Source organism: Luteibacter sp. GL_149 (genome assembly GCF_057834065.1).
Genome location: NZ_CM174395.1, coordinates 437099 through 463663, shown reverse-complemented (window position 1 = coordinate 463663; position 26565 = coordinate 437099). Strand labels below are relative to the sequence as shown.

Annotated in this window: 25 protein-coding genes; 16 read left to right on the top strand and 9 right to left on the bottom strand. The window is 63.6% G+C overall.

Annotated features, from left to right (window positions below; genetic code table 11):
• Positions 1-12: 12 nt before the first annotated feature.
• The gene (locus AC3IR3_RS02090) at positions 13-882 is read right to left on the bottom strand and encodes a LysR substrate-binding domain-containing protein (RefSeq protein ID WP_489195394.1); all 870 of its coding nucleotides are present in this window, start codon (positions 880-882) and stop codon (positions 13-15) included.
• Between the two features lie 103 nt (positions 883-985).
• Here AC3IR3_RS02090 and AC3IR3_RS02085 point away from each other — a divergent pair, with 103 nt between their 5' ends.
• From AC3IR3_RS02085 to AC3IR3_RS02050, 8 genes are all read left to right on the top strand, one after another.
• Entirely contained in the window at positions 986-2005 is a 1020-nt protein-coding gene (locus tag AC3IR3_RS02085) for a 2-dehydro-3-deoxygalactonokinase (protein WP_489195393.1), read from the top strand.
• 34 nt (positions 2006-2039) lie between these two features.
• Positions 2040-3032, top strand: a complete 993-nt coding sequence (locus AC3IR3_RS02080; protein ID WP_489195392.1) for an arabinose ABC transporter substrate-binding protein — start codon at positions 2040-2042, stop codon at positions 3030-3032.
• Positions 3032-4564: an L-arabinose ABC transporter ATP-binding protein AraG gene (gene araG / locus AC3IR3_RS02075; RefSeq protein ID WP_489195391.1), complete on the top strand. Its 1533-nt coding sequence runs from the start codon at positions 3032-3034 to the stop codon at positions 4562-4564. Before AC3IR3_RS02080 ends, araG begins: the two co-directional genes overlap by 1 nt.
• Positions 4561-5565: an L-arabinose ABC transporter permease AraH gene (araH, locus tag AC3IR3_RS02070; protein WP_489195390.1), complete on the top strand. Its 1005-nt coding sequence runs from the start codon at positions 4561-4563 to the stop codon at positions 5563-5565. Before araG ends, araH begins: the two co-directional genes overlap by 4 nt.
• Positions 5565-6479: an SMP-30/gluconolactonase/LRE family protein gene (locus tag AC3IR3_RS02065; protein WP_489195389.1), complete on the top strand. Its 915-nt coding sequence runs from the start codon at positions 5565-5567 to the stop codon at positions 6477-6479. Before araH ends, AC3IR3_RS02065 begins: the two co-directional genes overlap by 1 nt.
• Positions 6476-7288, top strand: coding sequence for an SDR family oxidoreductase (locus tag AC3IR3_RS02060; RefSeq protein WP_489195388.1), 813 nt, complete (start codon positions 6476-6478; stop codon positions 7286-7288). Before AC3IR3_RS02065 ends, AC3IR3_RS02060 begins: the two co-directional genes overlap by 4 nt.
• A gap of 5 nt (positions 7289-7293) precedes the next feature.
• On the top strand, positions 7294-7911 hold the full coding sequence (locus AC3IR3_RS02055; RefSeq protein WP_489195387.1) for a 2-dehydro-3-deoxy-6-phosphogalactonate aldolase: 618 nt from the start codon (positions 7294-7296) through the stop codon (positions 7909-7911).
• 193 nt (positions 7912-8104) lie between these two features.
• Complete coding sequence (locus tag AC3IR3_RS02050) at positions 8105-9280, top strand: hypothetical protein (protein ID WP_489195386.1); 1176 nt, start codon at positions 8105-8107, stop codon at positions 9278-9280.
• 4 nt (positions 9281-9284) lie between these two features.
• On the opposite strand, the gene AC3IR3_RS02045 is transcribed toward AC3IR3_RS02050, so the two are convergent.
• Complete coding sequence (locus tag AC3IR3_RS02045; RefSeq protein ID WP_132142365.1) at positions 9285-10076, bottom strand: AMP nucleosidase; 792 nt, start codon at positions 10074-10076, stop codon at positions 9285-9287.
• A 212-nt stretch (positions 10077-10288) separates the two neighbouring features.
• Between AC3IR3_RS02045 and AC3IR3_RS02040 the strand changes: the two genes are divergently transcribed.
• Both AC3IR3_RS02040 and AC3IR3_RS02035 read left to right on the top strand, forming a co-directional pair.
• Positions 10289-11233 (top strand): DegV family protein, encoded by a 945-nt coding sequence (locus tag AC3IR3_RS02040; RefSeq protein WP_489195385.1) that lies wholly within the window; start codon positions 10289-10291, stop codon positions 11231-11233.
• Positions 11234-11235: 2 nt separating this feature from the next.
• Positions 11236-11883, top strand: coding sequence for a DUF4124 domain-containing protein (locus tag AC3IR3_RS02035; RefSeq protein ID WP_489195384.1), 648 nt, complete (start codon positions 11236-11238; stop codon positions 11881-11883).
• Here the strand turns inward: AC3IR3_RS02035 and AC3IR3_RS02030 are convergent.
• Positions 11871-12653 (bottom strand): SDR family oxidoreductase, encoded by a 783-nt coding sequence (locus AC3IR3_RS02030; protein WP_489195383.1) that lies wholly within the window; start codon positions 12651-12653, stop codon positions 11871-11873. The genes AC3IR3_RS02035 and AC3IR3_RS02030 overlap by 13 nt on opposite strands.
• A 76-nt stretch (positions 12654-12729) precedes the next feature.
• On the opposite strand from AC3IR3_RS02030, the gene AC3IR3_RS02025 reads away from it, so the two are divergent.
• The gene (locus AC3IR3_RS02025) at positions 12730-13530 is read left to right on the top strand and encodes an ABC transporter ATP-binding protein (RefSeq protein ID WP_489195382.1); all 801 of its coding nucleotides are present in this window, start codon (positions 12730-12732) and stop codon (positions 13528-13530) included.
• A 28-nt stretch (positions 13531-13558) separates the two neighbouring features.
• A complete protein-coding gene (locus AC3IR3_RS02020; protein WP_243649177.1) occupies positions 13559-13783 on the top strand; it encodes a hypothetical protein in 225 nt (74 codons plus the stop codon).
• Between the two features lie 123 nt (positions 13784-13906).
• On the opposite strand, the gene sppA is transcribed toward AC3IR3_RS02020, so the two are convergent.
• Together sppA and AC3IR3_RS02010 are read right to left on the bottom strand one after the other, a co-directional pair.
• Positions 13907-15814 carry a signal peptide peptidase SppA gene (gene sppA / locus AC3IR3_RS02015; protein ID WP_489195381.1) on the bottom strand — a complete coding sequence of 636 codons (1908 nt, stop codon included), beginning with the start codon at positions 15812-15814 and terminating at the stop codon, positions 13907-13909.
• Between the two features lie 51 nt (positions 15815-15865).
• Positions 15866-17254 (bottom strand): MATE family efflux transporter, encoded by a 1389-nt coding sequence (locus tag AC3IR3_RS02010; RefSeq protein WP_489195380.1) that lies wholly within the window; start codon positions 17252-17254, stop codon positions 15866-15868.
• Between the two features lie 316 nt (positions 17255-17570).
• On the opposite strand from AC3IR3_RS02010, the gene AC3IR3_RS02005 reads away from it, so the two are divergent.
• The 4 genes from AC3IR3_RS02005 (at position 17571) to tal (ending at position 23814) form a co-directional block, all read left to right on the top strand.
• On the top strand, positions 17571-18725 hold the full coding sequence (locus tag AC3IR3_RS02005; protein ID WP_489195379.1) for a DUF3667 domain-containing protein: 1155 nt from the start codon (positions 17571-17573) through the stop codon (positions 18723-18725).
• Positions 18726-19114: 389 nt separating this feature from the next.
• Complete coding sequence (locus AC3IR3_RS02000; RefSeq protein WP_489195378.1) at positions 19115-21289, top strand: primosomal protein N'; 2175 nt, start codon at positions 19115-19117, stop codon at positions 21287-21289.
• A 168-nt stretch (positions 21290-21457) separates the two neighbouring features.
• A complete protein-coding gene (locus AC3IR3_RS01995; protein WP_489195377.1) occupies positions 21458-22744 on the top strand; it encodes an NAD(P)/FAD-dependent oxidoreductase in 1287 nt (428 codons plus the stop codon).
• A gap of 116 nt (positions 22745-22860) precedes the next feature.
• Entirely contained in the window at positions 22861-23814 is a 954-nt protein-coding gene (gene tal / locus AC3IR3_RS01990; RefSeq protein WP_489195376.1) for a transaldolase, read from the top strand.
• A gap of 61 nt (positions 23815-23875) precedes the next feature.
• Here the strand turns inward: tal and AC3IR3_RS01985 are convergent, their stop codons facing one another.
• Genes AC3IR3_RS01985 through AC3IR3_RS01970 form a run of 4 tightly spaced genes read right to left on the bottom strand, consistent with a single transcriptional unit; the run spans position 23876 to position 26490 of the window.
• Entirely contained in the window at positions 23876-24568 is a 693-nt protein-coding gene (locus tag AC3IR3_RS01985) for an HvfC family RiPP maturation protein (RefSeq protein ID WP_489195375.1), read from the bottom strand.
• The gene (locus tag AC3IR3_RS01980) at positions 24561-25391 is read right to left on the bottom strand and encodes an HvfB family MNIO-type RiPP peptide maturase (RefSeq protein WP_489195374.1); all 831 of its coding nucleotides are present in this window, start codon (positions 25389-25391) and stop codon (positions 24561-24563) included. Before AC3IR3_RS01980 ends, AC3IR3_RS01985 begins: the two co-directional genes overlap by 8 nt.
• A gap of 57 nt (positions 25392-25448) precedes the next feature.
• Complete coding sequence (locus AC3IR3_RS01975; protein WP_489195373.1) at positions 25449-25784, bottom strand: HvfA family oxazolone/thioamide-modified RiPP metallophore; 336 nt, start codon at positions 25782-25784, stop codon at positions 25449-25451.
• Positions 25771-26490, bottom strand: coding sequence for an HvfX family Cu-binding RiPP maturation protein (locus AC3IR3_RS01970; RefSeq protein WP_489195372.1), 720 nt, complete (start codon positions 26488-26490; stop codon positions 25771-25773). Before AC3IR3_RS01970 ends, AC3IR3_RS01975 begins: the two co-directional genes overlap by 14 nt.
• Positions 26491-26565 lie beyond the last annotated feature (75 nt).

Sequence of the window (26565 nt, the reverse complement as noted above, 5' to 3'; positions counted from 1 at the left end):
AAGGATGTGCGACTAGGCCACTTCCGCGAACAACCAATCCTTGAATATCTCCGTCTCCACACGCCCCGCGGCATCGCGCGACACGCATAAGTAGTAAGCATGCCGCAGCGGCACATCGACCCGGAACGGTTCCGCGAGGCGCCCCGCCGCAAGGTCGTACGCCACCAGCAATTCCTGCGCGAGCGCCACGCCCTGCCCTTCGATAGCCGCCTGCAACATCATCGTGCCGTCGCCGAAACCCATTTCGCGGGAGACATCGCCAAGATCGATACCGCCACGGGCAAGCCACTGATCCCAGCCGGGGGACGGTGCGGCGCGACGGTTCTGGCGTTCGTGCAACAGCGTATGACTCGCCAGATCCTCCGGACCGTGCAGTCCGGCCGCCAACGCGGGACTGCATACCGGCGTGTAGCCGCTGCTGACCAGCAACACCTGCTCGCCGCCTTCACTCAGACGGTCGTCGATGGCGATATCCCATCCGGCCGCGTCCGGCTGACCGTCCGTGACCACCTCGACACCGATGTCCGGGTAGCGATCGAAGAAACGGAAAAGGCGGGGCACCAGCCACTTCGTGCCGAAAGTCGCCGGGACAAGGACACGCAAAGAGGCGTTGCGGTGGTCCAGCAGCTGATCCGTTGCATGTTGCAACGCACGAAAAGCTTCGCGAATGCGCGGGAAATAGTTCTCGCCGGCGGGCGTCAACGACAGCTTATTGTTGCTACGCACAAACAACGGCATGCCCAGCCATGATTCCAGCTGTTTGATCTGCTGACTCACTGCGGCGGCCGTCAACGACAACTCCTCACCTGCTTTGGTGAAGCTCAGATGTTGCGCTGCAAGTTCGAAAACACGCAGGGCATGCAGGGGGAGCGAGCGCTTCATTGCGGACTCATTAAAGAAAACTTGGGGAAGCCCCCGAAGAAATCTAGTTTGCCACGCCCGTCGCCACTGCCAACAATCCGCCGCGATACGAAGCGGACAACGCATGAACATCATCACTATCGATACCGGCACCACGAATACCCGCGTCTGCCTCTGGCGCGACGGCCAGGTCGTCGCCCACGCGGCCCGGCAGGTCGGCGTGCGCGATACCGCCATCGGCGGCAGCCGCGACAAACTCGAAGCCGCCGTCCGCGAAACGATCGAGGAAGCGCTGACGCAGGCATCGCTCGACGAGGACGCCGTCGAACTCGTGCTGGCCTCCGGCATGATCACGTCGAACATGGGCCTGTGCGAGATATCGCACGTGGTCGCCCCCGCGGGGCTCGACACGCTGGCTGCCGCGATGCGCGAGTCGACCGTCCCGACGGTGTGGAAGCGCCCCATCTGGTTCGTCCCGGGCGTGCGCAATGCCGTGGAACACATCGGCCTGCACAACTGCGAAGCCATGGACATGATGCGCGGCGAAGAAGTCGAATCCTTCGCGCTGGTGGAACGGCTCGGCCTGAAGGAACCGGCGGTGATCGTGCTACCCGGCTCGCACTCCAAGTTCGTCAGCATCGATGCGAAGCAGCGCATCGCGGGCTGCGTGACCACGCTGGCGGGCGAATTGCTGCACGTCATCTCGCACGACACCATTCTCGCCAGCTCGCTCAAAGAGGGTTTCGCCAAGCGCATCGATAAGGAAATGCTGCTGGCCGGTGCGCGCTCGGCGAAACAAATCGGCCTGGGCCGCGCCTGTTTCAGCGTGCGCATTCTCGATCAGTTCGCCGTCTACGACGCGAATGCCCGCGCCAACTTCCTGCTGGGCGCCGTGCTTGGCTCGGACCTGCTTACCCTGAAGAACTCCAGCGCCATCCGCATGAGCCCGGGTACGCGCTTCGTGGTCAGCGGCAAGCCGATCCTGCGCGAGGCCATCGCGCTTCTGGTCGAAGGCGACGATTTCTTCTCCGGCGCCGTAACGGTACTGAGCGACGACGAACAGCGCGACCTGGCGGGATACGGCGTGATCGCCGTCGCTCGCGTCCGCGGGCTGGTCGACACGAACGAACCCGCGCTTGGCTAAGGCCACGCGCGACTAACGATCCAACGAGGGAGCCATGATGAACATTCGATTCGCTTTCGCACTGCGCGCACTTGCCGTCGCACTGGCCATGGCCAGCGCGCCCGCCTTCGCCGTCGACACCGTAAAGATCGGCTTCGTCGTGAAGCAGCCCGAGGAACCCTGGTTCCAGGACGAATGGAAATACGCCGAGCAGGCGGCGAAGGAAAAAGGCTTCACCCTCGTCAAGATCGGTGCGCCGAGCGGCGATCAGGTACTGACCGCCATCGACAATCTCAAGGCGCAGCACGCGCAGGGCTTTATCATCTGCACGCCGGACGTGAAGCTCGGACCGTCGATCGTCGCGAAGTCGAAGATCAATAACCTGAAGCTGATGACCGTCGACGATCGCCTTGTCGACGGCTCGGGCAAGCCGATCGAAACCGTGCCGCACATGGGCATTTCGGCAAGCAAGATCGGCGAGCAGGTCGGCGAAGCCATCGCGGCGGAAATCAAGAAGCGTGGATGGAAGCCCGAGGATACCGGTGCGCTGCGCATCTCCTACGACCAGCTGCCGACCGCGCGCGACCGTACCGACGGCGCCATCGCCGCGCTGACCGCCGCGGGCTTCCCGAAGGCGAACATCGTCAACGCGCCGGAAGCGAAGACGGATACGGAAAACGCATTCAACGCCGCGAATATCGCTATCACGCAGCATCCGAACTTCAAGCACTGGATCGCGTTCGGGCTGAACGACGAAGCCGTGCTGGGTGCCGTACGCGCCGCCGAAGGTCGCGGCTTCCGCGCCGAGAACATGATCGGCGTCGGTATCGGCGGCAGCCGCTCCGCACTCAACGAATTCGCCAAGGCGCAGCCGACCGGCTTCTACGGCAGCGTATTGATCAGCCCGAAGCGCCACGGCTATGAAACGTCGGTGAACATGTACGACTGGATCGCCAGCAATAAGGCGCCGCCGATGCTGACGCTTACCACCGGCAAGCTCGTCACACGCGACAACGCAGCCGAAGTCCGCAAGGAAATGGGCCTCTGATGTCGTTTCTCGAGTTCCAGGGTATAGGCAAGGCCTTTCCAGGCGTTCGCGCGCTGTCGGACGTGAGCTTCGGCGTGGACGCGGGTAGCGTCCACGGCCTGCTCGGCGAAAACGGCGCCGGCAAGTCGACCATGATGAAAATCCTGGGCGGCGAGTACGTGCCCAACGAAGGCCGCCTGATGATCGACGGCGAGCCGCGTGCGTTCCGTTCCGCCGCCGACGCAATCGAAGCCGGCGTCGCGATCATTCATCAGGAACTGCAATACGTCCCCGAACTTTCGGTGATGGAAAACCTCCTGCTCGGCCGCTTGCCCACCCGACTGGGTCTGGTCGACCGCCGCCGCGCCCTGGACTGGACGCGCCAGCGCCTGAATGCGCTGGGCGTCGACCTCGATCCCCGCGCGAAGCTCAAGCAGCTTTCCATCGGCCAACGTCAGATGGTCGAAATCTGCAAGGCCGTGCTGCGCGATGCGAAGATCCTCGCGCTGGACGAACCGACCAGTTCGCTGTCGCATCGCGAAACCGACGTGCTGTTCCGCCTCGTCCGCGACCTGAAGGCGCAGGGCAAGGCGATGATCTATATCTCGCATCGTCTGGACGAAATCTTCGAACTTTGCGATGCGGCGACAATTTTCCGCGACGGTCGCAAGGTCGCCGATTTCCCGACCCTCGAAGGCATCACACGCGACACCCTCGTCCAACGCATGGTCGGTCGCGAAATCTCGGACATCTTCGGCTACCGTCCCCGCGTACAGGGCGACGTTCGCCTTGCCGTGCGCGACGTGACCGGACATGCGGTCGCCGAGCCCATCGGATTCGATGTCCGCGCGGGTGAAATCGTCGGCTTCTTCGGCCTTGTCGGCGCGGGTCGCAGCGAGACCATGCGCCTGATCTACGGCGCCGACAGCAGAAGCGGCGGCACGGTGGCCATCGATGGCAAAACGCTACGTAGCTCCGATATCCGTTCCGCGATTCGTAGCGGCCTGATGTACTGTCCCGAAGATCGCAAGGAAGACGGCATCATCGGTGTGCGCTCCGTCGCGGAGAACATCAATATCAGCGCGCGCCGCAATCATCTGCGCGCCGGCATGTTCGTCAACGAAGCCAACGAAGCGCGCACGGCCGACATCTTTATCGAGCGCCTGCGCATCCGTACGCCGAATCGTCGCCAGGAAATTCGCCTCCTGTCCGGCGGCAACCAGCAGAAAGCCGTGCTCTCGCGCTGGCTCGCGGAGAAAGATCTCCGGGTGCTGATTATCGACGAACCCACGCGCGGCATCGATGTCGGCGCGAAGAACGAAATCTACAACGTGCTTTACGAACTAGCCGAACGCGGTGTCGCGATCGTGATGGTGTCGAGCGAACTGCCCGAAGTACTCGGCGTGTCCGACCGCGTCATCGTCATGTGTGGCGGCCGGGTCACCGGCGAGTTCACCCGCGAGCAAGCCAGTGAAGAAGCCGTGCTGGCCAGGGCGTTGCCCGAAGGCGCGGCACGCGCGGATGCGAATACCACGAGGACTGTTTCACCATGACCGACAGCAAGACCGCCCCGGCACTCGACCTGGCGCCCGGCAGCAGCCATACCGAACGTCGCGCCGCATTCTGGCGATTCGTCGACGACTACAGCCTCATTCTTATCTTCATCGCACTGTTCGCGGTGCTCAGCTGCACCGTCGAATATTTCTTCTCGTGGGATAACGTCGTCGGTCTGGCGCTATCCGTGTCGCAGATCGGCATGGTCGCGTGCACGATGATGTTCTGTCTCGCATCGCGCGACTTCGATCTTTCGGTCGGCTCCACCGTCGCCTTCGCCGGCGTGTTGTGCGCGATCGTGTCCAATGCCACCGGCAGCGTCACGCTCGGCATCGCGGCCGCGCTGATGGCGGGCGCGGCGATCGGTTTCGTCAACGGTGCCGTGATCGCCAAGCTGAAGATCAACGCGCTGATCACAACGCTGGCGACGATGGAAATCGTACGCGGACTGGCCTTCATCTCGTCGCAGGGTCAGGCCGTCGGCGTCGCCAACGAAGCCTTCTTCAGTATCGGCAGCTCTATCCTGTTTGGCTTGCCGGCGCCTGTATGGGTCACCCTGGCCTGCTTCGTGCTGTTCGGCGTACTGCTCAACAAGACGATCTACGGACGGAACACGCTCGCCATCGGCGGCAATCCGGACGCGGCGCGGCTGGCCGGCGTCTCCGTCGACCGCACGCGCATCCTGATCTTCCTGGTACAGGGTGCGGTGGCCGCACTCGCCGGCATCATCCTCGCCTCGCGCATGACCAGCGGCCAGCCGAACGCGGGCGAAGGCTTCGAGCTGAACGTCATTTCCGCATGCGTGCTGGGTGGCGTATCCCTGATGGGCGGCCGGGCAAGCATCAGCGGCGTACTCGTCGGCGTTCTCATCATGGGCACCGTGCAAAACGCCATGAGCCTGATGAACATCGATGCGTTCTATCAGTACCTCGTGCGCGGCACGATCCTGCTGATCGCCGTGCTGGTCGATCAGCTGAAGAATCGCCGGCAGTCCCGCTGATGGCAGCGAACGACACCTTCCAGCCCTTGGGTTCGTCCCGTCACGCACTGGCCGAAGGCGTGCTGTGGGACGATCTTTCCGGCGTGATCCGCTGGACCGATATCCACGCGTCGCGCCTGTGGGAATACGATCCCGCCACCGGCAAGAGCCGGGACTGGATTCTTCCCGCGCGTCTGGCGTGCTTTGCCCTGACGCATAAGCCGGGCATGCTGCTCCTGGCGCTCGAACACCAGCTCGTGCGCTTCGATACACACGATGGATCGATCGTGACGCTCGACGATATCGAGCCCGAAATCGCCAGTACGCGCGCCAACGACGGTCGCTGCGACCGCGCGGGCAATCTCGTGTTCGGTACGCTGAACGAAGGCGGCAGCGAGAAGATCGCCTCTTTCTATCGTTATGGCGCGGACGGTCGCTTGACTCGCCTCGCCCTGCCCAAGGCCGCGATCACGAACAGCATCTGTTTCAGTCCCGACGGCGAAACGATGTATTTCACCGATTCGCCCAGTCTGCGCATCATGGCCTGCGATTACGACGCCGCTACCGGCGACGTCGACCGCATTCGCGGCTTCGCCGAATTGGACCCCGTACTCGGGGGCGAGCCGGATGGCTCGACAATCGATGCCGATGGCTTTCTGTGGAACGCGCAATGGGGCGCCTCGCGCGTCGTGCGTTACGCACCGGACGGCCGCATCGATGCCATCGTCGACCTGCCGGCCCGCCAACCGAGTTGCGTCGCCTTCGTGGGCCGCGAACTCGACCAGCTGGCAATCACATCGGCTCGCCAGGGGCTGAATAACGACGACATCGAACGGCAGCCATTGCATGGTGCCGTCTTCCTCGGCAAAGCGCCGAAAGGACACGGCCTTCGCGAAAGCCGTTATGGACACGTACCCCAAGGAATACACGCATGACCGCGGCAACCAGGCGCCCCGACCCGCGCACGACACCCCTGCCCCGACTGGCGGGCAAGATCGCCCTCGTCACCGGCGCTGCCCAGGGCATCGGTGCAGCCACCGCGCGCCTGTTCGCGGCACACGGTGCGAAAGTCGTTATCAACGTGCTGGAAGAGAACGCAGCGGCGCATGAAACCCTCGCCGCCATCGGCACGGACGATGCGATGCTGTTTCAGGCGGACGTCACCGATCCCGCTGCCATCGCCCGCATGGTGGAAGCCACCTTGCAGCGTTTCGGTCCACCCGACGTCCTCGTCAACAATGCCGGCATCAATGTCTTCAACGACCCGCTGACGTTGAGCGACGACGAGTGGGCCCGCTGTTTCGAAGTCGACCTCAAAGGCGCGTGGAACTGCAGCAAGGCCGTGCTTCCGCACATGCTCGCGGGCAAGGCCGGCAGTATTGTCAACATCGCTTCCGTGCACGGGCACAAGATCATTCCGAACTGCTTCCCCTATCCGGTGGCCAAGCACGGACTGATCGGCCTGACGCGCGCACTGGGCATCCAGTACGCCGCTCAGGGCGTGCGCGTGAACTCCATCTCCCCGGGCCTCATCCTTACCGCCATCGCCGAAGCCGGCTTCGCGGCCGCGCCGGATCCGGCGGCGGAGCGTCAGCGTCAGGCCGATATCCTGCCGACGAAGCGCATCGGCGAACCCGACGAGGTGGCCTATACCGCGCTCTTCCTCGCCAGCGACGAAGCACGTTTCATCAACGCCGCCGATATCCTCATCGATGGCGGCCGTTCCCAGCTGTACCACGAGTGAGTCCGATGACCTGGCCGACGTCCCTGCCGCTGATCGCCATCCTTCGCGGCATCACGCCCGAAGAAACGCTCGCCCATGTCGGCGCACTGGTCGACGCGGGATTCGATGCCATCGAAATCCCGCTCAACTCGCCCGACTGGAAGTTGAGCATTCCCGCTGCCGTTTCGCGATACGGTGAACGCGCGCTGATCGGTGCGGGCACGGTTCTTACGCCAGAAGACGCCATGGAAGTCGCCCGACTCGGCGGCAAGCTGATGGTGACGCCGAACACCGATCCCATCGTGATCAAACAAGCCCGCGAGAGCGGGATGTACACGGCTATCGGTTTTTCGACGCCGAGCGAAGCATTCACCGCCATCAAGGCCGGTGCGCAATCCCTGAAACTTTTCCCCGCCACCATCTTCGGTCCGGCGTATATCAAGGCTATCCGCGCCGTGTTGCCGAAGGACCTGCCGCTACTTGCCGTCGGCGGCGTCACGCCGGAGAACTTGCACGAATTCCTCGATGCGGGCTGCGTCGGCGCGGGACTTGGAAGCGACCTCTACAAGCCCGGTCAAACGCCTGAGCGAACGCGCGAACGCGCCGGTGCATTCATCGACGCCTATCGCCAACATCGCGCATAAGGATCCGTTGTATCGTCACAAAGGCGGAAGCGTAGCCGAGCGGTAACGTGCATCCGATGGCGGCGTGACCTCATGTGCAAGTAGGCTTTCGCCCTTACGGATGTCCAGAGTGTCATAACGAATATGCGACGCGCTTAGACTAGGGCGCCACTGCTCGCAGTCCCCACTGCGACGCCCTCGCAAAGGACTGCCGATGGCATTGCCATACGCTTGTTTTCGCCCAATCTTTTCATTTCTCCTTGCGCTTCCCGCCGTCACGGCAATCGCCGGCGAGCACCTGTCTGCACGAACCGCGAATGCTGTCGCGGCATTCGACGAAGCGGTAGCTTCCGGCCTCCCCCGCACGGTCGTACTTCCAGCATCGGATGGGCAAGCCCGGAAGACCGCAAGCGACGGCGAGCTTCTCATCGAATCGCCATTGGATGCCGAGCTTCGGTTTCCCGGCGACGTACCGGGCACCATGTATCTTGCGACCTGGCAGGGCGAAACCGCCGTGGTGACAAGATCGGGCGACCATCTGGACATCACCGTGCCGGGCCCCGATGGCGTCGCCGTTACCGGATTCAGCAGCGATACCGACGCTCCTCACCACGTACGTGCGGATGCACCGCAAGATATGCGTCCAACGGATCCGGACCCCCAAACACCGCACAATCCGGCCGATGGATTACGCTCTTCGACGTCAACACGCAAATCCGGCTCGCCTACCGTCGTCTTCTGGATGTTCCTGCACGACGACACACTCGACGTGCAACGGCAGCACATCCATGCACGCTATGTGGCCTGGTGGATCGCGGATATGGCGAAAATCCTTCCCACGCGCCGGTTATGGACAATCTACAGCCAGCAAATCGAAGGTCTTACGGATATATCTTATGGTCACGAGTCTTCGCTTCAGGATTGGACGAAAGCAATAGACGCCTATTCGGCACGCGAAAAACTGCCTCGCGCGTCCAGCTCGCTCGATTTCAAGTTCATGCTTGTCACGACCGGCAATACGTCCCCCGGCACCTCCGGGCAAGCGTGGCTCGGTGGCGACCAGGCCCTGGCATCGCTCGATGGACGCTATACCATCATCGCCCACGAATACGGCCATACCATGGCCGCTGTGCACGACGATGCCGAAACAAAGTGGTCCTCTGCGTGGCCATGCGAAACGAACATGACGTCGGCGTCCATCGCACTACGGTCGAATTGCTATCGCTACTCAGCGAAGAACGAACGCAACATGCGCGTCCACTTGGCTCGCGAATGGACGATACCGCCTGCCCCGGGCAGCCCCGATATACCGCTTAACAAAGTCGATGCACAGGCATCGTCGACGGCGCTGCCCGTGGAAACCCGACACATCCACCACACCATCGAGTAATGGTTTACTCGGTGTCGCCGTCGTCTTCAAAGCGCAGATGCTTCACGCTGCGACCATGACGACGCACCAGCTTCAGCGCTTCGACACCAACCTTGATGTGCCGCTCGACGAAGTTGGCGGTGACGTTCTTGTCGCTGAGTTCCGTCTTCACGCCTTCGGGAATCATCGGCTGGTCGGAAACGAGCAGCAGCGCGCCGCAGGGAATGTGATTGGCGAAACCGGCGGCGAAGATCGTCGCGGTTTCCATGTCGACCGCCATGCAACGCGTACGGCGCAGATAGTCCTTGAATACCTCGTCGTGTTCCCAGACGCGACGGTTGGTCGTGTAGACCGTGCCGGTCCAGTAGTCGTGCCCGAGGTCGCGGATCATGGTGGACACCGCGCGCTGGAGCTGGAAGGCCGGTAGCGCGGGAACTTCGGGCGGCAGGTAATCGTTCGAGGTGCCCTCGCCACGGATCGCCGCGATCGGCAGCACCAGATCGCCGATAGCGTTCTTCTTCTTCACGCCACCGCATTTGCCCAGGAACAGCACGGCCTTGGGCGAGATGGCGCCCAGCAGGTCCATGACCGTGGCGGCGTTGGGGCTGCCCATACCGAAGTTGATGAGGGTGATGCCATCCGCCGTGGCGTTGGGCATGGGCCGGTCGCGGCCGTTGACCGGTACGCCGTGTTCTTCGGCGAAACGTTCGACGTAATGGCCGAAATTGGTCAGCAGGATGTGCTCGCCGAACTCCTCGACCGGCGTGCCCGTGTAACGCGGGAGCCAGTTGGAGACGATTTCGTTCTTGGTTTTCATTGCGGATCACGCCAGGCGGGGCCGACACGGCATCCACGAGACCCTGGGGCCGGAATGGATTTGTGCGGCGCGGTTACCGGCGACGCCACGCCGGCGAGCTGCCAAAGTTTGTGACACACAGTGTAGCATCCGCCTTAACGAAGGTAGGCGAAGCGGAAGGGTGCTTCTCAACTACCGACCACCCGCAAGGGGACAGGCAGGGGGAGCTCCAGATGCGAATCGGCGTAGCTATCGATGCGGCCTGCGATGTGCCGCAATCCTTCATCGAGCAGAACGGCATCGCCGTGATGCCGATCACCGTCCGGGTGGACGGCCACGTGTTCAAGGACGACCGCGATCCCGTGGAAATCCAGCGATTCCTGGACCAGAAGCTCGGCAGCCGGGGCCATTCGGCGGAAACCGAGCCCAGTACCGTCGAGGACGTCCAGCACTTGTTCCTGGATCGCATGGTCAAGGAATACGACTGCGTCATCTGCCTGACGATCATGGCGACGCGCAGCCCGATCCACGACAACGTCATCAAGGCCAGCTTCGCGATCCTGAAGCACTATCGCCCCGTTCGCGAAGCCGCCGGCATAGCCGGTCCTTTCCTGATGCGCGTGGTGGATACCCGCAGCATCTTCGCCGGTTCCGGGCCGTCGGTGGCCGAGGCCATCCGCATGATCCAGACCGGACAGCCCCCGCAGCAGCTGCGCGAACGGGTGGCGCATATCGCCAACAACTCCTACGGCTACATGATGCCCCGCGACCTGCATTACCTGCGGGCGCGGGCGAAGAAGAAGGGCGATCGCAGCGTCAGCGCGCTGAGCGCGATGCTGGGCTCGGCGCTGGATATCAAACCCCTGCTGCGCGCGTATCGCGGCGAGACCGCACCGGTCGGGAAAGTACGCGGCTTCGAGCACGGTGCGCAAACCCTTTTCGACTACGCGGCGAAGCGTGTGCAGGCGGGCCTGCTGGTGCCGGCACTTTCGCTGAGCTACGGCGGCGACCTCGACGACATGCGCAATCTCGTCGGCTATCACGCACTCACCCGCGCCTGCGGCGACGCCGGTGTGGAGTTGATGGAAAGTCCGATGAGCATTACCGGCATGGTGAATGTCGGCGAGGGTGCGCTGACGATCGGCTTCGCCGCCGAAGAACACGCCGCCGAGTTCTGACGATGCGACTGCGCTGGTTTTTCCCGCTTCTGCTGGCGACCTGTGCGCCGGCAGGCGCGGAGACGATCTACAAGTGCGTCGGCGCGAACGGCCTGCCCAGCTACCAGCAACAACCGTGCGCGAAGGGTCAGAAACAGAACACCATCCAGCTACAGGATTCCGCGCCTGCGTCAGGCCAGGTCGCGCCGATGCCGTTGCCCCCGCCACGCGAAGAGGCGTTGCCGCCTCCCCCGCAGCCCACGCCGCCGCACGTGCCGCCGCCACGCGTCTACGCCTGCATTCGCGCGACGGACGGCAAACCGTATACCAGCGCCAATGGTCATCCCGATCCCTATCTCGCACCCTTCGGCGTACTCGGCGCCGTGCAACAGCCACTCGCCGATGTCTATGGTCCGCCGAACAACGCGGGCGGTTCCGCGCCGGAACTCAACCGCGGACGCGTGAGTTCCACGCTCGTCGCGAATAACTATGTCTGGGTGCAGGACCAGTGCCGCGAACTGAGTCCCGCCGAAGCGTGCAGCGCGATCCGGGACGAATACGACCAGAACGATCTCAAGCTGCGCAACGCGTTCAAAAGCCAGCAAGGTCCGTTCGAGGAGCAAGCCGCACGGCTGAAAGCGAAGCTCGCCGGCTGCGGTCAGAACCCGTAGCGCAGGAACCCGCCGTCCACGGCGATGACCTCGCCGGTGACATAGCTGGATGCCGGCAGGCACAGAAACGCCACCGCGCCGGCTACTTCCTCGGGTTCGCCAATACGACGCATGGGCGTGCGGTCGAGGACTTCTTCCAGATACTCGGCATCCGCCAGTGCGGGCTCCGAACGCTGCGTGCGGATATACCAGGGCGCCACGGCGTTCACGCGGATACCGTCTTCGGCCCATTCGCAGGCGAGGTTGCGCGTGAGTTGAAGCAACGCGGCCTTGGTCATGCCGTACGGCGATCCGGTGCGTACATGGGTGATACCGGAAACGGAGCCGACGTTCACGATCGCGGCGTTGGCGTGCTGGACCAGATGCGGATAACCGAGACGGCACATCTCGAAGGCCGAGAACACATTGAGTTCGAAGAGCTGCCGGTATTCGGCCCCGGCGTATTCCAGCGTCGCACGCGGGACGTTGCCGCCCACGTTGTTCACCAGCACGGACAGGCTGACCCCCAGATCGGCGACCCAGTCGAAAACCGACAGACGGTCTTCCTGATCGGCCAGATCGGCGGCGAATGCGAGAACGTCCACGTCGGGACATTCTTCCGCCAGTTCGGCACGCACCTCTTCCAGTTGCAGTTCGTCGCGCGCCACCAGCAGCAGGTCGGCGCCAAGCGCCGCGAGTTCGCGCGCACAGGCATAGCCGATGCCCTTGCTGGCTCCCGTCACCAGGGCCGTTCGGCCGTCCAGTCGCCAGTTGCCGAGTCGTGGGTGCATGCGAGATCTCCGTCGTTATCCGCGCATCGTACAACGTGCGAACATGAGGCGACCCGCACCCGCATGGAGACGCCCCGTGGACCCGACCGCCCCGCTGCTCGAGATAGACCACGCCACCGTGGTCCGCGACCGGCATGCCCTGCTCGACCGGCTTTCGCTGCGGATCGAAGCCGGTCAGCACACGGCGATCCTCGGCCCCAATGGCTCGGGCAAGTCGACGCTGGTCAAGCTGATCGAACGGCGCATCTATCCGCTGGTGCACGACGACGGCAAACCGGTGCTACGGGTATTCGGGCGCGACCGGTGGAATGTCGTGGAACTACGCAGCCTGCTCGGCGTGGTTTCGTCGGATTTGCGCCGCGAGTTCGAAGGGCTGACGCAGAACGCCCTGGATGCCGTGCTGTCCGGCTTCTTCGCTTCCTTGACGCTCGGGCTCGATCACGAAGTGACGGACACCATGCGCCGGGAGGCGCTGGACGCACTGCATCGGGTCGATGCCGCGCATCTGGCCGATCGCGACGTCGCTACGCTGTCCACTGGCGAGGCTCGCCGCGTCCTGATCGCGCGAGCGCTCGTACATCGGCCCCGCGCGCTCCTGCTGGACGAGCCATGCGCCGGACTCGATCCGGGCACCCGTCGCCGTTTTCTCGATCATCTTCGCCGTCTGGCGCAGGAAGGCACGACGCTGATTCTCGTCACGCATCACATCGAGGAAATCGTTCCCGAAATCGGTCACGTCGTCATGCTTCGCGATGGCGCCTTGCTCGATCAGGGCCCGAAAGAACGCCTGTTGCGCGACGAATGCCTTTCGGCGCTGTTCGACTGGGATATCGCGGTCGAGACGGACGACGACTTTTACGCGGCGCGGCTGCGCTAGACTCCGGGCGAATCGCCTGGAGCCACTAATGAACCGACTTGCCGTGTTCGCCGTGCTTACGCTCGCCTGCGTCGCCTGCTCGAAGAAGATCGAACCGCAGCCGCCGACCCCGCAAGCTGCCGCATCCACTGCGCGCGTGGCAACGCCATGGGATCCGTTGCTGGCGGATAAGAAGCGTGCGGAGGATGTGCAGAAGACGGTCGACGATCAGGCCAAGCGGCAGCGCGATGCCGTGGATGCGCAGGATAAATAGGCGGTACTGCTTCTACGCGCCGTAAGCTATCGCGGACAAAGTCCGCTCCCACCGATCAAGAGCCGACTTGGTGGGAGCGGACTTTGTCCGCGATAGCCCACGAAGCGCAGAAGCCGCGCTATATCAGCGCGGCGAACAGAAACAATACGCATAAACCTGCGGCTTACCCGGTTGCGCATTGCGAAACAGCGCCAGCTCAGGCGCCAGCATCGGCAGCTGCGACACCCACGACGGCAGTCGTACGCCGTACGACAGTGCGACGTGCGCCGATGAGCTCTCGCTCATATTCGTCAGGAATCGTTCGAACGCGCCCATCGGCTTTTCGGCATAGCGAACGCTGAAATCGTCGCCCAGGTTCGCCTTGGCCGCCGCCGCGTGAACGGCGTCGTCGAGGCTGCCGAGCTGATCGACCAGACCGCGCTCCAGTGCCTGCTGCCCCGTCCACACGCGCCCCTGTGCAATGGCGTCGACCGATGCGAAGTCTTTGTTGCGCGCCTTGGCGACGCTGCCGACAAAGTCGCGGTAACCCTTGTCGATGATGCTCTGGATCAGCACGCCGACCTTCGGGTCGAGCGGACGGGTGATGTCGAATGCGCCAGCAAGCGGACCGGTACCGACACCGTCGCTGGTGACACCGAATTTCTGCAACGTGTCGGGCACGGTGAAGAACATGCCGAAGATGCCGATCGAACCGGTGATCGTATTGGGTTCGGCGAAAATGCGATCCGCATTCATCGAAATCCAGTAACCGCCGCTCGCCGCCATATCGCCCATCGACACGACGACCGGAATGCCCGCGTCGCGCGTAAGTTCCACTTCGCGACGGATCTGTTCCGCGGCGAACACTTCGCCACCGGGCGAGTTCACGCGCAGCACCAGTGCTCGGGTGCGCTTGTCGTTGCGCGCCTGACGGATCAGCTGTGCCGTCGAATCGCCGCCGATGCTGCCGGGGCCCTGTTTACCGCCGACGATTTCGCCTTCGGCCACGACAACCGCAACGCCGGGCTTCGTGGTCAACGCATCCATCGAAAGACCGCGATCGGCGATATATCCCGACAGGTCGACCTGTCGGAACGCCTCTTCGCGGCGTCCGGCCGGCACGCCTTCCTTATGCAGCAGTTCGACCAGCTGCTGTTCGGTGGCGATGCCGTCGGCAAGGTGCTCCTTGAGCGCCAGCTCTGCCAGGTTGCCGTTGGTGCTCTGGATACGCTGTGGCAGTTCGTCGATATCGGCGCGTAGCGCGGCGGGATCGATGCCACGGCGCTTCGACACTTCGTCGATCCACGTATCCCATAGGCCGCCGAGCCAGAAGGCATCGGCCTGTTTCGATTCGGGCGACGCGTGGTCGAGGATGAAGGGTTCGGCGGCGGACTTGAACTGACCGACGCGGAACAGGTGCACCTGCACACCGAGTTTGTCGAGCAGGTCCTTGTAGAACAGCCGGTAGTTCGCGAGGCCCGTGGCAATGACGCCGCCTTGCGGGTCGATCAGGATGCGGTCGGCATGTGCCGCAAGGTAATACTGGCCCTGATCGAGATTGACCGACCAGACCAGCACCTGCTTGCCGCTCTTGCGGAAGCGGTCCAGCGCCGCGCCAACTTCGCGCAGCGCGGCGAAACCGCCGGCCTGGAGCTTGTCCGGCTTCAACAGGATGCGCGTGATCCGCGCGTCTTTCGCCGCCGCGTCGATGGCGCCGACGATGTCGCGCACCTGGGTCTGCTTCGGCTGCTCGCCGGAAAGCCGGCTGAACGCGCGCGACAGCGCATCGATGCTGAACTGCTCGACGAGCTGGCCTTCCGGCGCGAGCACCAGCACGGTCTTGTCCTGGATGGCATTGCTTCCGCCACTGGTGAACAGCACCAGCAGGAAAACAAAGAGCAGCCCGAAAAATATCCCGTTGATGATGACGAGCCGCACCACGTTGACGCCACGGCCGAAGCCGAACAACGCCGCGACGAAACCGTTCCGGCGACGCGGCGGCGGAGCCGGGCGCGGCAGGGGCGGCGGGATGGCGTCGTGGCGTTCCGTCATGGGGCAGACCTCTTGGAGTTGCGTGCAGCGTAACGCGTCAGGCGACGCGCATCACGTGTGTAACGGCAGGGGCGGCGAAGTGTCCGAATTGCCCCGCCAGCGTTCGGTAGCGCTGATCCGGTAGAACCTTGCGAACAGCAGCACGGCGGCCATCGAAAGACCGGCGATCAGGCCCATCCACATCCCTCGCGCGCCGAGGTCGTGCACGAAGGCCAGGTACCAGCCGACGGGCATCCCGACCACCCAGTAGGCGAACATGGTGATGACCATGGGAACGCGCGTGTCCTTCAACCCGCGCAGGGCGCCGTTGGACGCGACCTGGATGCCGTCGGAGAACTGGAAGAAACCCGCCAGTATCAGCAACTGCGATGCCATAGCGAGCACGCCGGGATCGCCCGTGTACAGCCGGGCGATGGGGCCGGGTATCGCCAGCATCACGCCCGACGAAACCAGCTGCGTCACAAGGATCAGTGCGATGCCGCAGAACCCGGCATAGCGCACGCCCGCGCCGTCCCCGCGACCGACGGCGTTGCCGACGCGCACGGTGATGGCCATCGACAGACCCAGCGGGATCATGAAGGCGACCGATGCCACGTTCAGCGCCACGTGATGGGCGGCGGTCACCGTTTCGCCCAGTCGGCCGATCAGCAAGGCGACGGCGACGAACAGGCCACCTTCCATCAACAGCGTGACCGCCATCGGCACACCGATATGCAACAGCTGGCCGATGGGTTGGCGACGCGGCAGGACGAAGCGCTGGCGAAGATTCAGGTCGCGATAGTTCCGGTGGAGCAGCACGTAGGCCGCGAAACCCAGCATTTCCAGCCAGAGCACGATCGCCGTGGCGATACCGCTGCCTCGCGCGCCCATGGGCGGGAAGCCGAGCTTGCCGTACATCAGCACGTAACCCAGCGGCGCCAGCACCAGCAGTCCGCCGAAACTGAAGTACATGGAGGGTCGCGGCATCGACAGGCCTTCGGACAGCCCGCGCAACGCGAAATACGTGGTGAGCGCGGGTGCCGCCCAGCTGATGGCGTGCAGGAAACCGGTCACGTCGGGCCGCAGCGAGGGCACCACGCCGAACGCATTCATCAGCGGCGCGGCATGACGCACGCCGAACCAGAGCAGAACACCCAGCCCCCATGCGATCCACAACGCCTGATGAAATACCGCGCCTACCTCGGCGCGACGCCCGGCACCGTCGAGCTGGGCCACGGTCGGGGGCACCGACATCATCGTGCCGATACCCGCGACGATAGCCAGCGCCCAGATGCTGGCGCCCGTGACCACGGCGGCCTGCGTATGGGCGTTGAGGTGTCCGGCGAGCACGGCGTCCACGACATTCGTGCCGATCGCGCTCAACTGGGCAATCACCATCGGCAGGGCAAGCCGGAGGGTGGCGCCAATGTCGCGCCTGGCGCGGGCACGGTCGATGGACATGGGTGGGGACTGCGGGGAAAGTGGTCGGTATTGTAAGGCACAACCTCAAATGGCGCTGGGCGACCCCATCCGCTTGCCGGTTTTGTAGGAGCCCGCTTGCGGGCGAAAGCCAACAGGGCGGGGAAGACGGATGCTCACATTCGCGAGCCCGAGCCATGGGCTGCGGATGTAAACCACATCATCTCCGCTCCGTTGGCTTTCGCCCGCAAGCGGGCTCCTACAAATATAGTCGGCGATACAACCCGCGAGGCGCGGCTCCTACAAGAAGGCGGCGGGGCATGCCATCATCTGCGCTTCATGTCGGGGGACAAGACGAATGAATGAACTGAAGCCGGCGCCGGTGCTTCTTTGCGCCAATTGCAGCACCGAGTTGCAAGGGGAGTTCTGCTACCACTGCGGCCAGTCGGTGAAGAGCGTGCTGCGACCGGTCTCGCACATGATCGAGGACGTGGGCGATCTGTTTTTCCACCTCGACGAGCGCGTGATCCATACCCTGCCCGCGCTGTATTTCAAGCCGGGCTTCCTGACCCTCGAATACTTCGCTGGCCGCCGGGTGCGCTATATCGCGCCGTTCCGCCTGATGTTCGTGTTCTGCCTGCTGGCGTTCTTCTTCGTCCACATGATGCTGGGCACGGCCGAACATGCGAGCTTCAAGAACGAAGAACCCGTCGCCATCGGCAATACCGACGCGTTCGTCGCGGCGAAGACGCCGGAGGAGGTCAAGACGATTTACGCCTCGCGGATCGAGAGCCTGGAACAGGCAGCGGACAACCCCGAACTTCCCGCCATGGCCCGCATGGGCATCGAAGCCGGTCAGACGATCGTCTGGAAAGCCGCCAACGAACGACTGATCCAGCTGGGCGCCGACGCCTTGCCGACGCCCAGGGCGCTGCCCGGCAATGGCAACGACAGGGACATGTCCACCTTCCCCGTGGAGGTCCATGCCTGGTGGCTGCCCAATTTCCTCAACGAGCGCATCAGTGAAGGGCTCGTTCATATGAAGGCCAACGTCATCCTGCTGAAGAACGGCGGTCCGCAGCGCCAACTGGCGGCACGCCGTCTCCAGGATGGCGTGTTCGGCGTACTACCCCAGGTCATGTTCGTCCTGCTGCCGATCTTTGCCCTCATCCTGAAGCTGTTCTATGTCTTCCGCCGACGGCTCTACATGGAACACTTCATAGCGTGCCTGCACAGCCATGCGTTCATGTTTCTGTCGCTGCTGATCCTGACGATCCTGGGCATGTTCGCCGCGTGGGTGAGACCGCATGCCGGGATCGTGGCCAGCGGCATTGGCTGGGTCCAGTTTGCGATGGTCCTCTGGATCCCGGTCTACCTGTTGATCATGCAGAGGCGGATTTACCGGCAAGGCTGGGGTATGACGGTCTTCAAATACTGGCTGGTAGGCAGCATCTACTTCTGGCTGTTGGTAGCCGCGCTATGCATGTCCATCGTGATTTCCATGGCCCATTGACGGCTAGGATTTTTTCCTAGCCGAACCAGGTTGTACACAGCCCGCGAACGGCCGTCGCAATTGTCAATATCCTGACGAAGCGAAGTGAAGAGCCTGCGCCATGTTTTTTCAGGTCATTGATATATAAGTACATTTCAGCTTGGTTAAAATGTACCCAAGCTGACTCGAAGGGCCTAACCATGCGCCTTGGATGGCCTCCATCCGACACTCATCCACAGACTTATCCACAGGACTTGTGGATAACCGGGAAACCCTTCGCATGACGGGCACTTACCGGGGACTCCTCCGACAACTCGCGTCATCCGACGCCAACTCCATGATCGTGCCCGCAAAGCGGCTGGTCAAAGATTGACCAGCTCCGATCTCGCGCGCGGGTACACTTCCCGACCATGCCCGCAGTCCTTCGCGTCGCCCTTCCCCTACCCTTGCTGACCCTCTTCGACTACCTGCCTCCGGAAGCAGGTGTCGCTGCCGCGGGGTCTCGCGTACGGGTGCCGTTCGGCCGCGGCGAGATGCTCGGCATCGTGATCGATCCGGCCGCCGAGGCGACGGTCGGCAAGGGCCGGCTGAAGCGTGCGCTGGAAGTCCTGGACCCCGCGCCGTTGCTGGATGCGGAACTGCTGGCGACGCTGAGCTGGGCTGCCGAGTACTGGGCTGGCGCGCCCGGCGAGGCCTTCGCCAACGCACTACCGCTCGCCCTTCGCGAACCCCGGGCATTGCCCGCGACCGGGCGCGAGGTATGGGCCATGACCCTGCAAGGACGGAGCGCGCTCGACGCGGGCAGTCGCAAGGCCGGAAGCGCGGCTTTGCTGACGGCACTCGCGGACGGACCACGCGCCGCCGACGAACTGCAGCTGGCATTACCGGGCTGGCGCGCAGCCGCGCGTCGTCTGGCGGAAGCCGGGCTCGTCGAAAAACTCGATCTCGAAGAAGTCGCCCTTCCCGCCAGTCCGGCACCGGGCCCGGCACTCAGCGACGAACAAAGCCAGGCCGTGGACACCATCGGCGCCGCGTTCGGCCGCTTCCAGCCCTTCGTGCTGGACGGCGTCACGGGCAGCGGCAAGACCGAGGTCTATCTGGCGCTGATCGAGCGCGCACTGGCCGAGGGCCGGCAGACACTGCTCCTGGTTCCCGAGATCGGCCTCGCGCCGCAAACGGTACGCCGGCTGCGCGAACGACTGGGCGTCGCCATCGAAGTGCTGCACTCCAATCTTGCCGAAGGCGATCGCGCCCGTGCGTGGTTGCGCGCCCGGAACGGCACGGCCAAGGTCGTACTCGGCACCCGTTCGGCGGTGTTCACCCCCCTGCCCAACGCCGGGCTGATCATCGTCGACGAGGAGCACGATCCTTCCTATAAACAGCAGGAAGGCTTTCGCTACCACGCCCGCGATCTCGCCCTGGTCCGCGCCCGTGCCCATGGCGTGCCCGTTGTGCTGGGTTCGGCCACGCCGTCGTTGGAGAGCCTCGCGAACGTGGATGCCGGACGCTATGAACGCGTCGCCCTGCGCGGCCGTCCCGGCGCTTCCCAGCCGACGCAGGTACGCATTGTCGACATGCGCGCGCAACGCCTGGACCACGGCCTGTCGCCAACCCTGCTCGCGGCCGTGACCGACTGCATCGGCCGGGGCGAACAGGCGCTGGTGTTCCGCAACCGGCGTGGCTACGCCCCCGTCCTGCTCTGCTACGACTGCGGCTGGCATGCGGACTGCCCGCGTTGCGACCGCCCGCTGACCCTGCACGCCCGGCGACGGCGCCTGATCTGCCACCACTGCGACTACACGGCGCACGTTCCCGAGGCCTGCCCTAGCTGCAAGTCGGCCAACATCAGCCCACAAGGACAGGGCACCGAGCGTCTGGAAGAGGCGTTGACCGAGCGCTTTCCCGATACGCCCGTCATCCGGGTCGACCGCGAAACGACCCAGCGCCGCGACGCCTTCGACACACTGCTGTCCAGCCTGCGCGACGACAAGCCGGCGATCCTCGTCGGTACGCAGATGCTGGCCAAGGGGCACGATCTGCCGAACCTCACGCTGGTCGCGATCGTCGGCGTGGACGAGGGACTGCACAGCATCGACTTTCGGGCCAGCGAACGGCTGGCCCAGTTGGTAGTACAGGTGGCAGGACGCGCCGGGCGCGCCCGCAAGCCGGGCAGCGTGCTGCTGCAAACCCATCATCCCGACCACCCGTTGCTGCATACGCTGCTGCGCAGCGGCTACGGCGCCGTGGCGAAGGAGCTGCTGGCGGAGCGCAAGCTGATCCAGTTGCCGCCGTACGCCCATCAGGTGCTGCTGCGCGCCGACGCCCACGACCGCGCCGACGTCGATGCCTTCCTCATCCAGGCGAACGAGGCCATCGGCGATCCCGGCGACATGCGCGTGGCAGGGCCGATGCCGGCGCCCATGCCACTGCGAGCCGGGCGTCACCGGGGGCAATTGCTGGTCGAAGCCGACACCCGTGCGCGCCTGCATGCTTTTCTGCGCCCATGGCAATACGCGTTGGCCGCGTTGCCGACGGCCCGCAAGGTACGTTGGTCACTCGATGTAGACCCGATCGATCTATATTGAGTACTTGGAAAAGCGGGGATGGGGGGTGGGAAGTGGGGGCGCGTTTCCGGCGAACGCCTGAGGGAACGACAATCGCCCGGCGAACGCTACGTCTGCCGGGCGATACCAGTGCCCTCGAACGATCGCCGGAAACGCGCCCCCATCCCCCATCCCCCAACGGGAGCTTCAATGCAAAGCAACGCCACTCCCCAGAACACGCATCACCGCGTACTGATCATCGGCGGCGGTTTCGGCGGGCTGTCGGCCGCCCGGGCACTGGCGAAAACGCCGGTCGAGGTAACGTTGGTGGACCGGCGCAACCACCACCTGTTCCAGCCCCTGCTCTATCAGGTCGCCACGGCTGGCCTTTCCGCGCCGTCGATCGCCGCGCCGCTGCGTTTCATCCTGCGCGAACAGGCCAACGCGTTCGTCTACATGGACGAGGCCCTGGAAATCGACCGGGAAAAGAAAACCGTGCGCTTCGCCCATGGCGTACGCGAGTACGACACCCTCATCGTCGCGACCGGCGCGGGTCATGCCTACTTCGGTCACGACGAGTGGGCGAAGGACGCACCGGGACTGAAGACGCTGGAAGACGCATTCCACATCCGCCGGCGCATCCTGCTGGCGTTCGAGAACGCGGAGCGAGAAACCGACCCCGCGAAACGGCAGGCGTGGCTGAACTTCGTCATCGTCGGCGGCGGTGCAACCGGCGTGGAACTGGCCGGTACCCTGGCGGAAATCGCCAGACATACGCTGCCGCGCGAATTCCGCAACAGCGAGCCGCGCGACGCCAACATCATGCTGGTGGAAGCCGGCCCGCGCGTGCTGCCCGCCTTCGCCGAAGATCTTTCGGAGAAAGCCCGCAAGCAGTTGGTGAAGCTGGGCGTCGACGTGCGCACCGGCGGCGCGGTCACCGCGATCGACGCGCATGGCGTAGACCTCGGCGACCAGCACATCGAAGCCCGTACCGTGCTGTGGGCCGCTGGCGTAGCAGCCTCGCCGCTGGGGGCGCTGCTCGGCGCGCCGGTCGATCGCGCGGGGCGCGTGCAGGTACTGGGCGATCTCAGCATCCCCGGCGACCCGGATGTCTTCGTCATCGGCGATCTGGCCAGCGTCAACAGCGACGGCAAGCCGGTGCCCGGCGTCGCGCCTGCGGCAAAACAGATGGGCGCGTACGTCGGATCGGTCATACGCGCGAGGATCGAGGACCAGGCCGCACCCGCGCCTTTCCGCTATCGCGACGACGGCTCGCTCGCCACCATCGGCCGTATGGCGGCGGTGGCGCAGTTCGGCAAGGTGAAGCTGTCGGGCGTCCTGGCGTGGTGGGTCTGGCTGATTGCCCACGTCTACTTCCTGATCGGCTTCCGCAACCGCCTGGTCGTTCTCATGGACTGGGCGTCGTCGTACTGGACCTACCAGCGGCACGCGCGCATCGTGCAGGGCGATATCGGCCGCGACGATCCACCACGATGAACGGCCGCGCTCCCTGCACATTGTCTCCACGTAGTTAAACCCAAACCTACAGATGCATACCCCCCGGCACCAATCGGCGCGACAATAGGGGTCTTACCGGCACAGGAACCGCTCTCGTGACGAACCAGCTCGAACAACTGCGCAAGATCACCACCGTCGTGGCCGACACGGGCGACATCGAAGCCATCGCGAAATACAAACCCGTCGACGCGACCACCAACCCGTCGCTGCTACTGAAGGCGGCCGGCATTCCGGCGTACGCCTCGCTGCTGGACGAAGCCATCGCCTGGGCGAAGGGCAAGGGCAACGATCGCTCGCAGCAGCTGATCGACGCCGGCGACAAGCTCTCGGTTCTCGTCGGCCGGAAAATCCTGGATGTGGTTCCGGGCCGCGTGTCGACGGAAGTCGACGCTCGCCTCTCGTTCGATACCAACGCTACCATCGCCAAGGCCGAACGCCTGATTGGCATGTACGACGAAGCCGGTATCTCGAAAGACCGCATCCTCATCAAGACCGCTTCGACCTGGGAAGGCATCCGCGCCGCCGAGCAGCTCGAAAAGAAAGGCATCAAGTGCAATTGCACTCTGCTCTTCAGCTTCGAGCAGGCCGTGGCCTGCGCCGAGGCCGGCGTATTCCTGATCTCGCCGTTCGTCGGTCGCATCTTCGACTGGTACGTCGCCAATACCGACAAGAAAATCTACGCGCCGGAAGAAGATCCGGGCGTGCAGTCGGTCCGCAAGATTTACGATTTCTACAAGCTGCACGGCTACGAAACCGTCGTCATGGGCGCCAGCTTCCGCAACATCGGCCAGATCCAGGCCCTTGCCGGCTGCGATCGCCTCACGATCAGCCCTGAGTTGCTTGGCGAACTGGAAGCCAATACCAGCGACCTGCCGCTGGCACTGAAAGACAACGGCAAGCGCGAAAAAGCGGGCGAGCGCCTGTCGGAAGCCAAGTTCCGCTGGGGCCACAACGAGAACGCGATGGCCACCGACAAGCTTGCCGACGGCATCCGCAAGTTCGCGGTCGATCAGCGCAAGCTCGAGGCGTTGCTTGGCGCGAAGCTGTAAACAACGATTGGCGAATCCGCTCCTGCGGTGATGCATAAGGCCACATCGGCGGCCTTATGCATCACGACTCCCGGACAACACCCAAAGCGACCATGCGATCGAGCGCATCGCTTGCACCCGCCCACATCGCCGGCTCACCTGGAAACGCTATCGCGATCACGTCGCCCCGCACCCGGCCACGCGCCGCGTCGATGGTTGCAAGCAGGCGGAACATCGCGTGATCCAGCGACATGAAACGAATGGTATGCGACGTGTCGCGCCACATCATCAGGCATATCGCGCGATCTGCTTTATCCGGCACCACTCCCGTACTCAGACGGTGCACCGGGTAGTCGAACGCACCGATCCGCGTATGCGCGCACAGACGAACACCCGAAGGCACGACGTCCTCGACGTCCGGCGCGGTCATCAATTCGAGCTCCAGATGCTCCCATAACGCAAGCTCGTAACACCACGGCTCGTCACGCCCGCGCGCATGTAATTCCATGTACCGGAGAAAGGCAGCGGGCAACTCGTGGATCTGTGGCGACGGGCAGGCGTATACCGCCATGAATTCGTCGATGCGCGCGGACCATGCATCTGCGCCAACCATCGCCGAAAGCACAGGATAGGCACGGTCGAGCACATCGACAAACGTGTTGCGGATCAGACGCCGGTACAGCAACGCCACATCGGCATGCACTCCGGGTGGCGGTGGAAGGCCGGGATCGCGAAGATGATCCGCCAGAGCACGCTGCAACGCATGGTTACGCATGGGCCCTGATCCACTCGCCGGCCTGCAACTCGTGCACGATATTCAGCTCGTTCAGCAGCTCATCGAGAGGCGGAATATCGAAATCGCGTTCGAGGACGGTTCCGCGCACGCCAAATCGTGCATAGGCATGACGTAGCAGTTGCCACACGGCCGGGACCACATGGGCGCCATGGGTATCGACGATGCCGGTATTCTCCTGGTGATGTCCGGCGACGTGATAGCCGCGTATCCGTTCAACCGGAAGACCATCGATAAATGCCTCGGCGTCGTAACCGTGATTGCTGGCATTGACGTAAACATTGTTGACGTCGAGGAGAAGATCGCAGTCCGCCTCTTCCAGTACGGCGAGAACGAACTGCGCTTCGGTCATCCGGTTATCGAGCACCCCGTAGTAAGAGACATTTTCCAGTGCTATGCGACGACCGAGAATGGACTGGACCTGCGCGACGCGTTTCGCAACGTGCCGTACCGCACTCCGGTTGAACGGCATCGGGAGCAGGTCGTAGAGATGGCCGCCCGCGCTGCAGTAACTGAGATGATCGCTGTAGTCGGCAATGTCGTGACGGTCGAGGAAATCGGCAAGTGAACGCACGAAGGACAGATCGAGTTCGTCCGGGCTTCCGATCGACAGAGACAGACCGTGCGCTGTCATGGGATACAGGTCGCGAAGCATGGCCAACTGCTCGGCGTAAGCGCCGCCAATGTTCATCCAGTTTTCCGGCGCCAGTTCGAGAAAATCGACCGAGCCTGCGTTCGCAAGCAGATCGTCCATCAATGAACGTCGCAACCCGAGACCCACGCAACCTGACGGATTGGTATGCATACCGATGCTCCTTGTGAGCCGTCCGCCAACTGGCCGGACGGCTCGTATTGCGTTCCCTTATCTACCGCCGCACTTCGCTTCGCCGCATTTACCCTCGGCTTTCTTCGTGGCGCCGGCTTTACCGTGGTCGCCGCACGAACCATCGGCCTTCTTGTCGGCACCACACGAACCTTCAGACCTCTTGTCGGCACCGCAACCGGTTTCCGCGACCTTTCCGCCCTTTGCATCGTGCTTCTTCTGGGCCTTCATCGCCGATGTATCCACCTGGGCCAGCATGTAACCGCGCGCGAGCTCGTCCGCGGCGAACGGTGCGGCGTGAGCGAACGAAGCCGCGCCCAGGGCGATGGCCGCGGTGGTCAGGGCGATGTTGCGCGTCGTCTTATTGGTCTTCATGGTATTGCTCCTTGCGTTGGTGATTTCCACTTACTAGAACCGGCACTTCCGATTCTTCTTTCATACCTTCGGAACGACGGGATCGCCGCACTATGGAGGCGACAAGATGATCCACGCTTGTATATCGACCGGCGCCGCCGAACAGCAGCGCAACGAGCATGACAATATAGGTCACGGCGAACTCGATGCCATTATTCAGGACGGCCAGACGGCCAAATTCGGTGACGGAATCGTAAGCACCGGCGTTGCGCAGTACATCTTTTGCATCGGACAGTGCCGCGACGGCGGCTGCCGTTCGCTCCGTCGCGAAGAAACCTTCCGACTGGGCAATAGCGAGCCAGCCATTGGGAAGATGCACGGTCACGGCGGCAACGATCATCGTGACGATAAGCGGGATACTGATGAAGCGAACGCCCAGGCCGACCAGCAAAGCTACAGCGCCCACAAGCTCCGTACCCGTTGCGAGCGCCGCCATGAGCGTGGGAAACGGCAATCCAAGCCCCCCTTCGACAACGGGCGAGCCGAACCATTCGACGACACCGTCGAATCCCCCAAGCTTGTTTATGCCTGCGTCCCAGAAAACCGGAACGAGAAAAAGTCTGAGCGCGAGCGGACCGATACCGCTGGCGTGACTGAGCGCATGGCGCGCATGGAAAAATGTCGCAGCGAGCTTCATGCCCGTGACCTCCTTGTCGAATGCGCTCATTCATGCGGAACGAGCGTTGTCCATTGAGCGGTGATCCTACCGCTCCTTCTTTGCAGCTATGCGACAGACCTTACC